14 protein-coding genes are annotated in these 14,950 nt (G+C 40.3%); 13 read left to right on the forward strand and 1 reads right to left on the reverse strand.

Annotated features, from left to right (window positions below; all coding sequences use genetic code 11):
• The first annotated feature begins 304 nt into the window (after window positions 1–304).
• The 12 genes from ACYP5M_RS02045 (at window position 305) to ACYP5M_RS02100 (ending at window position 11,722) form a co-directional block, all read left to right on the forward strand.
• Window positions 305–1,387: a hypothetical protein gene (locus tag ACYP5M_RS02045; protein ID WP_434169402.1), complete on the forward strand. Its 1,083-nt coding sequence runs from the start codon at window positions 305–307 to the stop codon at window positions 1,385–1,387.
• Window positions 1,374–3,542: a molybdopterin oxidoreductase family protein gene (locus ACYP5M_RS02050; RefSeq protein WP_434169403.1), complete on the forward strand. Its 2,169-nt coding sequence runs from the start codon at window positions 1,374–1,376 to the stop codon at window positions 3,540–3,542. Before ACYP5M_RS02045 ends, ACYP5M_RS02050 begins: the two co-directional genes overlap by 14 nt.
• Window positions 3,543–4,103, forward strand: coding sequence for a 4Fe-4S dicluster domain-containing protein (locus tag ACYP5M_RS02055; protein ID WP_096338634.1), 561 nt, complete (start codon window positions 3,543–3,545; stop codon window positions 4,101–4,103).
• 11 nt (window positions 4,104–4,114) lie between these two features.
• The gene (locus ACYP5M_RS02060) at window positions 4,115–4,642 is read left to right on the forward strand and encodes a Rieske (2Fe-2S) protein (protein ID WP_434169404.1); all 528 of its coding nucleotides are present in this window, start codon (window positions 4,115–4,117) and stop codon (window positions 4,640–4,642) included.
• A gap of 186 nt (window positions 4,643–4,828) precedes the next feature.
• Window positions 4,829–5,140: a hypothetical protein gene (locus ACYP5M_RS02065; RefSeq protein WP_434169405.1), complete on the forward strand. Its 312-nt coding sequence runs from the start codon at window positions 4,829–4,831 to the stop codon at window positions 5,138–5,140.
• Window positions 5,127–5,414, forward strand: a complete 288-nt coding sequence (locus ACYP5M_RS02070; protein WP_434169406.1) for a hypothetical protein — start codon at window positions 5,127–5,129, stop codon at window positions 5,412–5,414. The genes ACYP5M_RS02065 and ACYP5M_RS02070 overlap by 14 nt, the downstream gene beginning before the upstream one ends.
• The gene (locus tag ACYP5M_RS02075) at window positions 5,407–6,912 is read left to right on the forward strand and encodes a nitrate/nitrite transporter (RefSeq protein ID WP_106026545.1); all 1,506 of its coding nucleotides are present in this window, start codon (window positions 5,407–5,409) and stop codon (window positions 6,910–6,912) included. Before ACYP5M_RS02070 ends, ACYP5M_RS02075 begins: the two co-directional genes overlap by 8 nt.
• A 198-nt stretch (window positions 6,913–7,110) precedes the next feature.
• Window positions 7,111–7,761 (forward strand): sensor histidine kinase, encoded by a 651-nt coding sequence (locus ACYP5M_RS02080; RefSeq protein WP_434169407.1) that lies wholly within the window; start codon window positions 7,111–7,113, stop codon window positions 7,759–7,761.
• Between the two features lie 89 nt (window positions 7,762–7,850).
• A complete protein-coding gene (locus tag ACYP5M_RS02085; protein WP_452445412.1) occupies window positions 7,851–8,504 on the forward strand; it encodes a response regulator transcription factor in 654 nt (217 codons plus the stop codon).
• Complete coding sequence (locus tag ACYP5M_RS02090) at window positions 8,494–8,955, forward strand: GAF domain-containing protein (RefSeq protein WP_459734579.1); 462 nt, start codon at window positions 8,494–8,496, stop codon at window positions 8,953–8,955. The genes ACYP5M_RS02085 and ACYP5M_RS02090 overlap by 11 nt, the downstream gene beginning before the upstream one ends.
• Window positions 8,956–8,976: 21 nt before the next feature.
• Window positions 8,977–10,704: a sensor histidine kinase gene (locus ACYP5M_RS02095; RefSeq protein WP_459734580.1), complete on the forward strand. Its 1,728-nt coding sequence runs from the start codon at window positions 8,977–8,979 to the stop codon at window positions 10,702–10,704.
• Window positions 10,705–10,963: 259 nt separating this feature from the next.
• Window positions 10,964–11,722, forward strand: coding sequence for an IclR family transcriptional regulator (locus tag ACYP5M_RS02100; RefSeq protein WP_101221839.1), 759 nt, complete (start codon window positions 10,964–10,966; stop codon window positions 11,720–11,722).
• A 224-nt stretch (window positions 11,723–11,946) separates the two neighbouring features.
• On the opposite strand, the gene ACYP5M_RS02105 is transcribed toward ACYP5M_RS02100, so the two are convergent.
• Window positions 11,947–12,969, reverse strand: a complete 1,023-nt coding sequence (locus ACYP5M_RS02105) for an NAD(P)H-dependent amine dehydrogenase family protein (RefSeq protein ID WP_459734581.1) — start codon at window positions 12,967–12,969, stop codon at window positions 11,947–11,949.
• 661 nt (window positions 12,970–13,630) lie between these two features.
• On the opposite strand from ACYP5M_RS02105, the gene ACYP5M_RS02110 reads away from it, so the two are divergent.
• Window positions 13,631–14,911 (forward strand): MFS transporter, encoded by a 1,281-nt coding sequence (locus ACYP5M_RS02110; RefSeq protein WP_137018415.1) that lies wholly within the window; start codon window positions 13,631–13,633, stop codon window positions 14,909–14,911.
• Window positions 14,912–14,950 lie beyond the last annotated feature (39 nt).

Raw genomic sequence — 14,950 nt, forward strand, 5'->3', positions numbered from 1 at the left:
AAACATTGTTGGAACGAAAGGTGCGGGACTCCTGCGGGAATAGCTCCCTGACCGCCCGCGGAAAGCGAGTGCCCTACGTTCCAATCAACGTCCAAATTTGTACAAGCCAAAAAAAAGCTGCAGACAAACTCGATTTTCATCGAGTTTGTCTGCAGTCTGGGCCGTTCTGACATCAGAAAGGCTTTTTTTTTTCAAAAGTTAAGGGGATTTTTCCAATAGGATGGGGAAGTTCCCCGATATCGAACGATCAGGCAAGATCTTACAATAAGGGTATGGTAATTGTTTGTAATGAGGAGGAATAATAATGCAGGCAAAAGTCGCCGTAAATCAAAAAACAGGCAAATCAATTAATGATGCTTTTGCATCACATTTTGCCAAGTCTATGTTTCTAGCAGTTTGCGGACTTGTATTCTTATCGTTTATAGGTACGAGAATGTTTACACACGTGGATTTAAACCTTTATGGCTATATGGTGGGGACGTTTATTTTTATTGGGGGTTTCTTTTACAGATTTATCGCATGGGGAGAAAGGCCGCCAACAAAGGTTTTTATAAAAAAAGGAATCAAAATTCTCTTAAGAAGATCAACGCCCAAAACAACAGTTGAACATTTAGCAACATACAATTTCATTTGGAACAGGGGAATTTACCGATGGACTCAGCACGTTTTAATGGGCTGGGGATGCATACTTTCCTGCTTCGTGACCTTTCCTCTAGTATTTGGATGGATGTACTTCACAATGGACGACAACGGTTACTACAACATCATCGCAATGGGGATCCAGGTAATGACAGTGCCAGCTGATGGGCTTATTGCGACGTTATCCTATAACGCACTGAACATTACGGCAGTGATGGTCATTTCCGGTGTATGCATGGCCCTTTATCGCCGTTTGAAAAATATGCAGGCAAGGGCAGAACAACAATTCATGTATGACTTCCTTCCATTATTCATGCTGTTATTGGTCAGTGTTACAGGACTGGGACTAACCTTCATGAACATTTTTATGCATGGTGCAGGACAGCCAGCCATGTCCCTTATACACCAATGGTCAGTCATCATTACATTGATTTATCTTCCGTTCGGAAAACTTGCGCACATACCTTTCCGCCCAATGAGTGTATTCGCTAGAAACTACAGAGAGCATTATGCGGAACAATCCATGAAAGGATGCAAAGTATGCGGTAATGAGTTTGTTTCAACAGAACAATCAAAAGATGTCATAGAGGTTCTCGGCAGGAATGATATAGAATTCCAAGCGAAAGAAGGCCACCATCTCGCTGAAATGTGCCTACCTTGTCGAAGAAAATACAGGATTGCCCAATTTTCCGGGTTCCCCATCCACGAAGTAAAAGTTAAGGAGGCAAACCAGGATGCAAAAGGATAAGTTTTTTAAAACAGAAAGTAATGTGATACACCCGAATGAAACATTGGTCAAAACCCATTGTGCTTATTGCGGAATGCAATGCGGAATGAATTTAAGGGTAAATGTAGCGACGAATAAAATCATTGGGGTTGAACCCCGTTATGATTGGCCCGTAACCGTTGGGAAAATGTGTCCAAAAGGGGTTACAGCTTACCAGCAGACGAATCATGATGATCGTATTTTAAAACCGCTTATTCGTGATGATGCTTCACTAAAGGGAACAAAGGAAGGCTTCCGTGAAGCAAGCTGGAATGAAGCGTATGATTTAATCGCAAATAAGTTCAGGGAACTTCAAGCTAAATATGGAAAAGATTCATTATCCGTTTTCAGCGGGGTTTCAATGACAAATGAAAAATGCTATTTAACAGGGAAATTTGCACGTGTGGCTCTTGGAACTCGCTACATTGATTATAATGGGCGATTTTGCATGTCAAGTGCAGCCGGGGGGTTCCTTCGTTCTTTTGGAGTTGATAGAGGTTCAACATTACCTTGGACTGATATTCATGAAACAGATTGCTTATTTATAGCAGGAAGCAATACAGCAGAATGCCATCCAACTTCTATGTTCCGTGTTTGGAACGTACAAGAAAGAGGAGGATACATTATCGTGGCAGATCCCCGTGAAACTCCTATTGCAAGAAGAGCAGATGTTCATCTTGACTTGAAACCGGGAACGGATCTTGCCCTTGCCAATGGAATCTTAAATCTATTAATTCAAAATGGTTATGCTGAAGAAGATTTCATTAATAATCATACGAACGGGTTTGAAGAAACAAAAGAGCTTGTAAAAGAATTTACACCGGAATATACGAGTGAGCTTACAGGTGTGGCACCGAAAAAAATCATTCGTGCAGCAGAAATTTATGGGAAATCACCAAATGCAGTTGTCATGTTTGCCCGTGGAATCGAACAGCAGCATAAGGGTGTTGACAATGTATCTGGATATACAAACTTGGCGCTTGTAACAGGTAAAATCGGACGGCCCAAGTCTGGTGTAGCAACATTCACTGGTCAAGGAAACGGACAAGGGGGACGGGAGCATGGCCAGAAAGCAGATTTATTGCCAGGATACCGTAAAATTACAAACCCTGAACATGTAGCAGAAGTTTGTAAAGTATGGAAAATCACTCCGGAAGAAATGCCCCTGCCAGGTGTTTCTGCATATGAAATGTTTGAATTGATGGAACAAAAAACGATTCGCGGATTGTATCTGCTATGTTCTAATCCTGCAGTATCTGCGCCGAATCTGAATTTCGTCAGAAGTGCGATGAAAAATCTTGATTTTATGTTGTGTTCGGATTTTTATCTTTCTGAATCAGCAGAGTTTGCGGATGTGATCCTGCCATCTGTAACGTGGTCAGAAGATGAAGGAACAGTAACAAACCTTGAAGGAAGAATTATTAAGATAAATAAGGCACAAGAACCAATCGGTGAATCTAAGCCCGATTGGCAAATACAAGTAGAACTTGCAGAACGTCTTGGAAGAGGAAAATACTTTTCCCATTTGAAAACAGCAAAAGATATAGCTGATGAATTCAGACTGGCTAGTAAAGGAGGATATGCCGATTATTATGGTGCTACATGGGATAAAATCGACAAACAGGACGGAGTATTTTGGCCTTGTAAGGATGAAAATGATATGGGAACGCCGCATATGTTCCTGGATAAGAAATTCTATCACGCAGACGGCAAAGCGAAAATTTGTGCGCTTCCTTACCGACCCCCTGCTGAGGAGCCAGATGAAAAATATCCACTTCGTTTAACAACCGGGCGTGTCGTTTACCACTACTTATCTGGAAACCAGACGAGAAGAATCCAGTTCCTGCGTGATATGTGCCCGGAGCCATACGTCGAAGTACATCCGGAAACAGCAAAAAAATACAATATGGACCATGAGGAAAAGGTCCGCCTGTACACCCGGAGAGGCGAGGCAATCTATAAAGTGAAAATTACAGAAGCAATTCGTGAGGACACTGTATTTGTTCCATACCACTTTGGGCACGAACAATCTATCAACCTATTAACTATTGCAGCGCTTGACCCAATGTCCCGTATGCCGGAGTTTAAGGTCTGTGCGGCTCAATTGGAAAAAGTCGAAATAAAGAAGGTGCAATAAATGAAAAAGAGGCTCTATTTAGAACTTGAAAACTGCATAGGATGCCGGTCATGCCTTGCTGCTTGTACACAATGCGGAGGGCATGAAGAGCGGAACAGGAACTACGTTTATGATGTAAACCCTCTGGTCAATCGGCAGACGATGCCTCTTATGTGCCTCCATTGTGTGAATCCGGCCTGTGCAAGAAGCTGTCCTGCCCAGGCAATCCAAATACATGAGACAGGGGCCGTCTTATCAGCTCTAGTTGAAAAATGTATTGGCTGCCAAAACTGTACGATTGCTTGTCCATATGGCATACCAAAATTTGACACTGAGCAAAACTTAATGTACAAATGCGATTTATGTATTGACCGGACAAAAAACGGTATCCCACCAATGTGTGCAAGTGTTTGTCCATCCAATACACTTCAGTGGCTCACCGATGAGGAAATTGGAAATAGAAAAAAACAATTTAATCTAGATAATGGAAAATGGGTGACTAGCCTGCCTTATCTTGAAAGTGAAACGAACGTTAAGGTAAATTTGCCTGGTATTTTACAAGGAATTGAAAAGCTATTTTAGGAGGGATTTATATGCCGTCGGATAAAAATAATAAAATCCCCTTTAATGAAGATAATTACACCCATAATATTGAACGGGATAATGAAAGAAAGCTCGACAGACGAGGGTTCATGAAAACACTAGTGGGAGCTGCAGGAGTATTCGCGATTTCCTCCCTTCCTTGGGGAGCGATTGCGGCTAAAGAATTGATGGGTCTTGGGGAAAAGGAGTATCCTCACAAAAAAATAACCGATGTAAGCGGAATTGCAATTGGTGACGCAGTGGAGTTTAAATTTCCAGGGGATCATGATGATGCCATTTTGATCAGATTGTCTGAAACGAAATACGTAGCATACCAAAATGCATGCACACATCTTCGTTGCCCGGTATTTTGGGTGAAAGAAGAAGGTGAAATGATCTGTCCCTGCCATCACGGGAAATTTGATGTTGAAACAGGTGCTCCAACTGCCGGACCGCCAAGGAGGCCCCTGCCTGAAATTCAAGTGAAAGTTGAAAATGGCGCAGTATACGCTGTAAGGGTGAAGCGTTATGAAGTTTAAGTACATCGGTGTCGCGTTGCTTTGTGCTTTCTTGATGATGAATATTGTATTTACCCAATTTATGGTTCACCAATTTTATTATGAAAATTATATAAATGTACTAATATTTGGTGGCTTGAACATTGTTATGTTTCCCTTAGCGTTTTTTACATATAAAAAAACCAAATACGAAAAGGCGTGAATCGAATGAACAGCGAAACTTACATTGATTTTTGTTTTGTGAAAGTAGCATCCGTAAACTTTGCTTCTGAAATCAATAAGCTGCTTTCAGACCTTTTTAATGGCTCCCGCCTTAACTGGTATTTGGATGAAAAGTCATTGAACGGGATAGATATTGTTGTTGCAGAAGTAAAGGGAATGAGTGGATGGGAATCTGAAGAAGAAACAATTGAATTTATCGAGAATCATGCAGATGATAGATTCTGGAAATACTTACAAGGTTATCAAATAAATGTATACAGTGCGAAGAGAGGGTGCAATACATGTGGAACACATTAATTTGGAAGGTTTACAATCATTAGTCTCGGAAAAAGCCAGAGTGGCAATCTTGGATGATGATGGGCAGGATAAAGCGCCTTTTGTTACTAAAACGATAGATAAGGTGGAGATTTGTCCTGACATGACCCATCTACGCATTTATTTTGATCATCTGAATTTTTTCGCTGTTCCCTTGACATGCAATATGGCTCGAAACAAAAATGAGTGGTCAGCCTTTGACGCAAACACGGGTTTACAATATGTAATTAGAAGAGAGAGTGATCAGAATGATTAAGAAAATACAGCTTCCATTACAGACTTTAAACTTAGTAGTAGGATTTATGGTATGGGTATTAATTTCTTCACTGATGCCCTTTATTAAAGAAGATATTGCTATACCGGAAAGTCAGCTTGCCCTGGTGACAGCCGTTCCGGTTATTTTGGGATCTGTACTTCGTATCCCCCTTGGCTTTTACGCCAATCAGTTCGGAGCCAGGAAAATTTTCCTGATTAGCTTTATGTTACTATTGTTTCCTGTTTATTATATCAGCATTGCCGATTCCCTTGTCGATTTGTTGATTGGAGGACTTTTCCTTGGTATTGGAGGAGCCGTATTCTCTGTTGGAGTAACCTCTTTACCTAAGTATTATCCAAAGGAACGTCATGGCTTTATAAACGGAATTTACGGTGCTGGAAACCTTGGTACGGCAGTATCGGCTTTTGCAGCACCCGTTGTAGCTGAGAATTTTGGCTGGTCAACAACTGTACAGCTTTACCTTGTGATTTTGGCGGTCTTTATTGCAGGTAACTTTCTGTTAGGGGATAAAAAAGAGCTGAAAGTAAAAACACCGCTTTTAGAGCAAGTGAAGAGTGTCTACAAAAATGAAAAACTATGGCTGCTAAGTTTATTTTACTTTATAACATTCGGTTCTTTTGTTGCATTTACTATCTATCTGCCAAATTTTCTTGTAGCTAACTTTGGATTGGATAAGGTTGATGCCGGTTTAAGGACAGCGGGCTTTATTGTTCTTGCTACCCTTATGAGACCAATTGGCGGATGGCTTGCAGATCGTTTTCATTCTCTCATTCTGCTCATGTTCGTTTTTGGAGTGTATACAGTTTCAGCGATGATCCTATCCTTTGCTCCATCAATTGGCTGGTACACTATTGGCTGCTTGAGTATTGCCCTATGTGCTGGAATGGGAAATGGTGTTATTTTTAAACTGGTGCCGATGTATTTCCAAAAGCAGGCTGGTATTGTGAATGGTATCGTTTCCGCTATGGGCGGTTTGGGAGGGTTTTTTCCGCCATTAATTTTATCCTTGTTATTCAATATCACAGGACATTATGCAATCGGGTTCATGGCGTTGTCAGAAGTTGCCCTTGCAAGTTTGATTTTAGTTGTTTGGATGTATTTCCAAGGCAAAATGGGGCTTGCCAAAGAAGTGATCGATCATACAATAGAAGGGATTCTAATTACCGATACCACCGGTAAGATCATTTCAGTAAACCCGTCGTTTTGCAGTATTACGGGTTATCAGGAAAATGAAGTAATTGGTAAGAACCCTAGTATACTTAAATCGGGTAAACAGTCTCGAACTTTTTATGAGGATTTGTGGAAATCCATTGAGATAAATGGATTTTGGCAGGGTGAAATCTGGAATAGCCGAAAGGATGGGCAGCAATATCTGCAATGGCTGACCATAAGTTCGATAAAGAATGATGCGGGGGATGTCGTTCAATATGCAGGTATGTTTAGTGACATTTCAAGTCATAGAGTGAAGAAAGCATAAAATGAACTGCGTACATGAAATTATTGGATTTGAAGGCTGAATTGGAGTTTTCAAGAACTACAAGTTCAAATGCTAGGTTTCAGGTGGGAAAGAAGGTATACGTCAGTGTTCTCACCACTCTGCCGAAAGTGTAATTGTGGGAGCATGTCGTATTTTGAATGGCCAATAATCAGCGACAATTGAAAAAGGAGGGTGGGAATGAATACTCAGCCACTAAAAAACAACATCAGTTCTTATATCATACAAACACATGAAGAAGAGATTAAAAGAATTGCGATGGAGCTTCATGAAGGTGTGGGGCAGTCCCTTTCCAGTCTCTTTTCCGGAATGCAGCTCATTGAAACGGCAATCGAACAGCCTGCCATGAAAATCTATGCAGGTGATATGAAACAGCTATTGGAGAAGGCAATTCAGGAAATCAGGCTTTTGGCTGTAGAATTGCATCCTCCTACCCTTACGACTTTTGGGCTTATTTCAGCTATTAAAAGCTACATAAAAATATACACATCAACCTATGGAATTGAGGTTGAGATGGAGAATCTGGGAATTGAATCGCAAATCTCTGATAGAGATAGCATTACACTTTTCAGGGTCTGCCAAGAAGCATTGGTGAATATAGCAAGGTATGCTGATACAACAAAAGCAAGTATAATATTCAAATGGGAAAAAAGCATGTTATTGATTATAATAAAAGATTCAGGGAAAGGGTTTGAGGTTGAAGCCGCCATGAATAAGCTGAGCGGGCTTGCTGCCATGTGTGAAAGAATGCATTTGATTGGCGGGAACTGTACCATTTTTTCAAAAATAGATGATGGGACTTCTATAGAGATTTCTCTGCCATTATATTAAAATGCTAAACAAGGGGTTTGCGAATTGTGCAATCCCCCTTGTTGTTTCATATAACGATACAAACACGAACAAAGTTAGGGGGAGCTGCTTTGATAAAAATTTTGCTTTGCGATGATCACGCCGTTGTAAGAATGGGCTTAAAGATGCTATTAAACAATCATGCTGATATGGAAGTCATAGGGGAAGCTTCAGATGGGAACGAAGGAATTCAGCGAGCATTAGAGCTTCAACCTAATGTGGTAGTCATGGATTTAAGCATGCCTCATGGAAAAGATGGCTTATCGGCTACTTCCGAACTGAAAAAACTAATGCCTGAGGTAGCCATATTAATACTAACCATGCATGATGATGATGAATATTTGTTCAGAACCATTCAAGCCGGGGCTTCAGGCTGTATTTTAAAAAGTGCACCCCATGAAGAACTATTGGTAGCCATCCGATCTTTATCAAACGGAAATGCTTACCTTCATCCATCTGCAACAAAAAGGGTAATGGAAGAATATTTAGGCAGTGTGAAGCAGGGAACCGCTGATTCTATCAATCTGTTGTCTGACCGTGAAAAAGAGGTGCTTACATTGATTGCGAAAGGGTTTTCCAATAAAGAAATTGCCGGACAGCTTGTCATAAGCGTGAAAACGGTTGAAAGCCATAAAGGAAACCTAATGGAAAAGCTCAAGATGAAAACAAGGCATGAACTTGTTGCATTCGCTTTAAAAAAGGGGTTATTAGGGTATGGAATTTAACTTGGACAGTAAATCGAAAGAGGATCAACCATTTAAAAAAGCGTGTGAACATGTATTAGAAGAAATGAACGGTGATTTTGTAGGCCTTGCCTTACAAAACAGAAAAGGTCCTGACATATGCTGGCATTATGCCGCCGGAAACAGAAATGATAAGTACAAAAGGATAACTCTTCGATATGGAAAAGGAATAGCAGGTAGGGTCATATCAACGGGGGCGCCGATGAAAATTGAAGGTTTCCCCAATAATATCCATGGCAATGCTTTAGATTATCCCATCATGCTTGCGGAAAATCTCAGTTGCGCCTTCGCAGTTCCGATTCAATTTAAAGGTGTTCCCAAAGGGGTATTATTAGTAGGTAAACGAACAGCTCAGCCTATTTCTGAAAGCGACCAGCATAAGATCCTTGATGCAGCGAAAAAACTGGAAAAGGAATTGAACAGCTCAATTTAATGGCAACAAGGAGGATTATGTATGGACTTGAATAAACATTTGGAAATGGAAAAAGGGGTTACACCTGGATCTAGCGATGCGACAATCCTTGTCAATGAATCTGGAGTCATCTCTTTTGCGAATCAACAGGTATATGATAACTTTGGTTATGAACATCATGAATTGAACGGGATAAAGCTTCTAAAACTTATACCAGGGGCAAACCTGCAACACAGTGGGGAAGGGGAGATTATCCACCAGTTGGGGATCCACCGGGATGGTCATGCTTTTTCGCTTTTTTTCAGGGTGAACTCCTTTCAGCTTGCGAAAGAGCTTTATTACTTAATTGTAGTCCATAAAGTGAAAGACCAATCACGGATTAACCAGCAACAATCCTATCCGATCAATGAACTGGTTGATTTAATTTACGCACTTGATGAATCAACGATTGTTGCATTTACGGATGAAAAGGGCAAGATAATAAACTTTAATAAGAAATTTTGTGAGGTATCCAAATATTCAGCAACTGAGCTTATCGGGAAGGACCACCGAATTATCAATTCAGGTTATCATTCAAAGGAATTTATGCAAGAGCTTTGGAGAACAATTTCATCAGGAAGTGTTTGGCGGGGTGAAATCAAGAACAAAGCGAAGGATGGAACTTATTATTGGGTCGATACCACAATTGTCCCTTTCTTAAATGAAAAAGGGAACCCTTATAAATACCTGGCAATTCGGAAGGAAATTACCGAATATAAACGAGTTTTAGAGGAATTGGGGAAATTCGTAAATAAAATGGCCGATTTCCAATTTGCTTTGGATGCTTCCTCGATTGTAGCAATAACAGATCAAAGCGGGACGATCAAATATGTCAATGATCAATTTTGCAGGATTTCAAAGTTTTCAAAAGAAGAGCTGATCGGACAGGATCATCGAATTATTAACTCGGGATTTCATTCGAAAGAGTTTTTCAACAATCTTTGGAAAACAATATCATCAGGGGAAGTATGGAAAGGCGAGATTAAAAATAAGGCCAAGGATAATACTTATTATTGGGTGGATACGACAATCGTTCCATTTCTTGATGAGTTCCAGAAACCTTACCAATATTTAGCGATTCGTTATGAAGTGACCCAGCGTAAGCTTGCGGAAGAAGAGATTCAGAAAATGACCGGGAAAATCATTGATGTGCAAGAAGAAGAAAGAAAACGCATTTCCCGAGAGCTTCATGATGATATCGGACAAAACTTATACAGCCACCTCATAACGATTAACAGACTGCAGACAGAAATGGATCATCCCTTGTTAGATCAGATGCAAGATGAAGCGACCGAAATTATCGAATCACTCCGGCATCTATCCTGGGAATTAAGGCCATCAGTACTTGATGATCTTGGACTGTTCCCTGCCATACGCTCTTTAGTGGCGCAATTTTTAGAGCATCATCATATCAAGGTCCATTTTGAATGCTATTTGAATTGCCGTTTGAATGCAAACAAAGAAATTACCATTTACCGTATTATTCAAGAGGCATTAACAAATATTAGGAAGTATGCTGAAACCGAAGAAGCTACAGTGATGATCCAGGAAATAGAGGAAGAGGTTCGTGTAGAAATAGAAGATAAAGGAAAGGGCTTTGATATAGAAAAAGTTACCCGTGGAGTAGGCTTATTCAGTATGGAAGAGAGAGCCAGAGTTTGCGGCGGAAACCTTATCCTTCTTTCTCGTGAAGGGAAAGGGACAAAAGTAATTTTGAGTATGCCTTTGTAGTGAATGGGTTTTAGTAATGATCAAGTAACTTAATCCGCTAAACGCTTCAGCCATTTCCCATTATTACTCGTTCCATGGGCTTACGGGATGATAAAATGATTCGATCAAATTGTAAATAATGCCGGAAAATCAAATGAGAATAAACTCAGAGCATTCACGCAAAAACAATGAATACGGTTATTTTCATTACATCCTTTCTTCCATGTTTTATAATAGAATGATAGTTAAGGAAAACATGTATCATGAAAGGAGACAATGTATGCAGGCACATAACAAAACGGTCGTGAAATCTATGCAAATCCTGACCCTTTTCATAAATCATCCAAAACTGACCTTTAATGAAATGATGGAACTTTCCAATTTGCCGAAAACGTCGTTACACCGTATGGTGGGATCATTGGAAGAAATGGGGTTTTTAACAAAGGACGAAGATGGCCACTATTCACTTGGACTGATATTCCTGCAGTTTGGTCAACTGGTAGGGGAGCGTTTGGATATCAGGTCAATCGCCTATCCGATCATGAAAGACCTTCGGGATGATGTTGAAGAAGCAGTGAATTTAATTGTGAGGGATAAGGATGAAGCGATGTATATTGAAAAGGTGGACACCCTGCATCCTGTTCGACTTTATACATCCATTGGAAGGCGTTCGCCATTGTATGCTGGGGATTCTCGAATCATCTTAGCGTATTTGCCAGAAAAAGAGCGTGAAAATTATTTGGGAAGCATTCAATTAAAACCAATCGCCATTGGAACGATAACGGATAAAACTGAACTCCGTCACGCCTTGGATGAAGCGAGAATGAATGGTTACACGATAACTTCATCAGAACTTGAGGATTATACAAAAGCAGTGAGTGCACCGATACTCAATGGTAAAGGTGAAATAGTAGCTGGTATTAGTGTCGCTGGGATTGAAGCAAGATTTCAGGAAGATCGCTTGGCTGAATTGATTGACAAGGTAACGAAAGCTGCCAAAGCCATTTCCGTGAAGCTTGGTTCTCAAACATATAAATGAAAATAGAAAAATCATGTCATTTTCGGAATATATTTTTCTGAAATAAGATAACTTACATAAGATAGTCGATTCCTACATACTAACATATAGGAAGTAAAGCCACCGCTTATGGTGGTTTTTTGTCATGCTGGCATGCTCAGCTGAACCAAAACGAAAAGGTGAACCATTCGGGGTTCACCTTTTCCAATATCGTAAGACTATATCGCAAGATTGTTGGTTAGCCGTTACATACGCACAAAGTGTGATTGATTTATATTTCTCGGCACCCCGATGTCAGCCATTGTAAGTAAACCTGGTTTACGGAGCGCATCAATTTGCTTAGCGGTATTGATAATCATTGCAGCAGTTGCGGTATCTCCAAAGATGCCGTTTGGAACAATCAACCTTTGGGTTTCGTTCCCCTCAATAACGATTTCATCTTCCTGTTTAATACCTGCAGACATCGTTAAATCCAAGGAAATTTCCTTTCCGTCCACTGTCTTGCCAGTGGAAATTTGATGAAGCCCATTAACATCCCCTGGTTTTAAGGCAGTTAGCGGAACGGTCATATTTTCGCTCGCAATCGTTGGTTCAATGGTATTGGTTACACTTGAAAGTTTCCAATTCAGACCATAGGCGATCAACCTGACAGACTCCTCAAGACCTACATGCCCAATTTTATTCCGTTCAGCTAAAAATTCAAACTCTTCTCTGGTCATCCCGATTCCGACCTTTTTTTGCAAGGGGAGGCGCCTTTTCGAAACATCTACTTTACGATTGACCTTAATTTGGTTAACCGTGGTCAATACTGTTGTAAATGAAATGGCCATAGTATCCATGATGAAACCTGGATTGATTCCGGTCCCAATGACACTAAGCCCTTTAGCTTTAGCATAATCATCTATTTCCTTTGCAAGTATGGGGTAGCGATGCCAAGGGAAGGAAAGTTGTTCACAGGTGGAAACCACTGAAAAGCCGTGATCTAGCAGCTCTTTGATTTGAGGCCATACTTGTTGTGCGTCGGAACCGGTTGCATGTAGGGCGATAGGGTGGTCAGCTTCTGTATTTACATCCCGTATATGAGAGACTACACACTTGTTCGTTTCCTTTTCATGGATTAGTAATCCAATATCCTTTCCTACCTTATCGGGAGCAATATCGACAACCCCGATAATCGATTGCGGATTCTTTTGATAAGCACTGCGTAGAATTTCAATTCCGATGGGGCCCAGCCCGAATACTGCGAATTCAGAATAGTACATATCCATTCATCTCTCATCCTTTCAAATAACTTATAACAAAATGCTAACATTGTGTGATAAATAATAAAAATAGTTAATTTTTATAAATTTATAATGAATCGTTATAAAAGGAAAAACGATAATGAATGAGGTGAATTAGTGAATCATACTTCAATTTTGGGGTTACATATCGCGGAAATTGTGAAATGGCGGACTAAAGCGGCAGCATAAGTCGGGATGTTGGACAGGTATGTAGAAACCGCCATACTGTTCCCGGTTAAAACATTTTATTTGAACGGACACGAGACTTTAGCAGACTTTTAGTTCGCAGCATCTTTTGGACATTATTTATCTAAGGCTCGAGAACTAGCAGAAACGTAATCCGGTTTTAGATATAAGGTTAAGGTATTGTTTCTGTTTGTTTTAATCGAAGAAACACCTTAATTAGTTTTGAATATAAAACGACTTTTTCTGTTGGAAAAATATTAATCTGAATATTATTGACTATTGTGAAAATTAAATATAACATTATGACATTAAATACCGGTAACATTGTTTTATATATAAAACATTTGTTGCTGCTATCTTTTGAAAGGGGGAATTGGTGAAGTTGATTGTTTGAAAGACATTTTCTTTATCGAAATCATGAAAGCGCATTCAAAAGATCCTACTAAAAGGGGGAAATAACATGTTACAAGGTCAAAAAAGATGGTTGTACATTGCGATTCCTATTTTTTTCTTCTGGTTTTTCGGACAGATTGATAAAGTAGGTATCTCTGTTATCCAAACCGATCCGGGATTTTTAAGTGATCTTGGTTTAACTGGCCCGGATAAAAATGCGAAAATTGGCTTGATCTCCTTTATATTCATGATTTCATACTCCTGTTCCAACATTTTTTGGGGAGTTATCATCGACAAGTTAGGGGCACGGAAAACAGCAGTTTTAGGTTTACTGGTATGGACAGCGACAATGGTAATGGGCGGGCTGTCCACTTCATACGAAATGTTTTTAATCAGTAGGGTAATCCTCGGAATTGGGGAGGGTATGATGATCCCGATATCGGGAAAATTCATTTCGAATTGGTTTAATAAACGAGAGCTTGGCAGGGCACAGTCATTCTGGATCACTGGAAACTACCTTGGCCCGGCGGTGGGTACCGTTATGCTCATACTAATTATTTCAACGTTTCATTGGCAGGCAGCGTTCTTTGCTCTCGCCGCATTTAACTTGTTTATAAATATTCCAATGTTCCTGTTTTTGGCACGTAATACGCCAGAAGAGCATCCGCGCATGAGTAAAGAAGAAGTCTCCTATATTCGCCAAAAAGACGAAGCGGATGATGTGCAGTCGAAGCAATTCTTTGCAAAGGATTATCGTTATTGGATTGTCTGGTTTGGCAATTTGATGTCGTCCTTTCTTTTCTTTGGAATCAGTATTTGGCTGCCTACATATCTCGTTGAGGCCAAAGGGTTTGAAAGGGAAGCAATGACTGGTATTACTTCATTATCGTGGCTATTCGCGCTTGGATTTGTCCTGGCTGGCGGTTTTCTGGCGGACAAAACGAAGCGTCCGAGTTTGCTTGCGACGATTCTTTTCATACTAACAGCTGTATTTTTGACAATTGCCGTCATTGCACCAAATCCTATTTTCGCTGGCGTTTCCATGGGGCTCGCAATGGGAACTCAAGGAGGAATGTTTCACCTGACCAATTTCTTCATCATCAAATTTTCAACACCTGAAACAGCTGGCCGCGCAGCCGGTTTAATGGGATTCACGAATATTATGGGTGGGTTTTCAAGCTACATTATGGGGTGGAGCCGCGATTTGTCCGGCGGTGATTTTGGTCCCTCCATTGCCATGCTGATTGTAGCAGCCATTCTTGGGTTTGTGGCGTACTTATTTATGATTAAACAAGAAGTTGCCGAATATCACCTAAGTAATGCGACAGGAAACAAAGTAACACTATAAGCGCTAAAAAGTTAATATGTTTTTTAGTAGGGTTTCTCG

The sequence above is a fragment of the Peribacillus sp. N1 genome (assembly GCF_054600815.1).

What these genes read in the sequence shown, in the direction of transcription:
- ACYP5M_RS02055 (WP_096338634.1), top strand. Translation starts at nt 3,543, where the DNA reads ATGAAAAAGAGGCTCTATTTAGAACTTGAAAACTGCATAGGATGCCGG.
- ACYP5M_RS02090 (WP_459734579.1), top strand. Translation starts at nt 8,494, where the DNA reads ATGGAATTTAACTTGGACAGTAAATCGAAAGAGGATCAACCATTTAAA.
- ACYP5M_RS02080 (WP_434169407.1), top strand. Translation starts at nt 7,111, where the DNA reads ATGAATACTCAGCCACTAAAAAACAACATCAGTTCTTATATCATACAA.
- ACYP5M_RS02110 (WP_137018415.1), top strand. Translation starts at nt 13,631, where the DNA reads ATGTTACAAGGTCAAAAAAGATGGTTGTACATTGCGATTCCTATTTTT.
- ACYP5M_RS02045 (WP_434169402.1), top strand. Translation starts at nt 305, where the DNA reads ATGCAGGCAAAAGTCGCCGTAAATCAAAAAACAGGCAAATCAATTAAT.
- ACYP5M_RS02105 (WP_459734581.1), bottom strand. Translation starts at nt 12,969, where the DNA reads ATGGATATGTACTATTCTGAATTCGCAGTATTCGGGCTGGGCCCCATC.
- ACYP5M_RS02100 (WP_101221839.1), top strand. Translation starts at nt 10,964, where the DNA reads ATGCAGGCACATAACAAAACGGTCGTGAAATCTATGCAAATCCTGACC.
- ACYP5M_RS02060 (WP_434169404.1), top strand. Translation starts at nt 4,115, where the DNA reads ATGCCGTCGGATAAAAATAATAAAATCCCCTTTAATGAAGATAATTAC.
- ACYP5M_RS02065 (WP_434169405.1), top strand. Translation starts at nt 4,829, where the DNA reads ATGAACAGCGAAACTTACATTGATTTTTGTTTTGTGAAAGTAGCATCC.
- ACYP5M_RS02095 (WP_459734580.1), top strand. Translation starts at nt 8,977, where the DNA reads ATGGACTTGAATAAACATTTGGAAATGGAAAAAGGGGTTACACCTGGA.
- ACYP5M_RS02050 (WP_434169403.1), top strand. Translation starts at nt 1,374, where the DNA reads ATGCAAAAGGATAAGTTTTTTAAAACAGAAAGTAATGTGATACACCCG.
- ACYP5M_RS02075 (WP_106026545.1), top strand. Translation starts at nt 5,407, where the DNA reads ATGATTAAGAAAATACAGCTTCCATTACAGACTTTAAACTTAGTAGTA.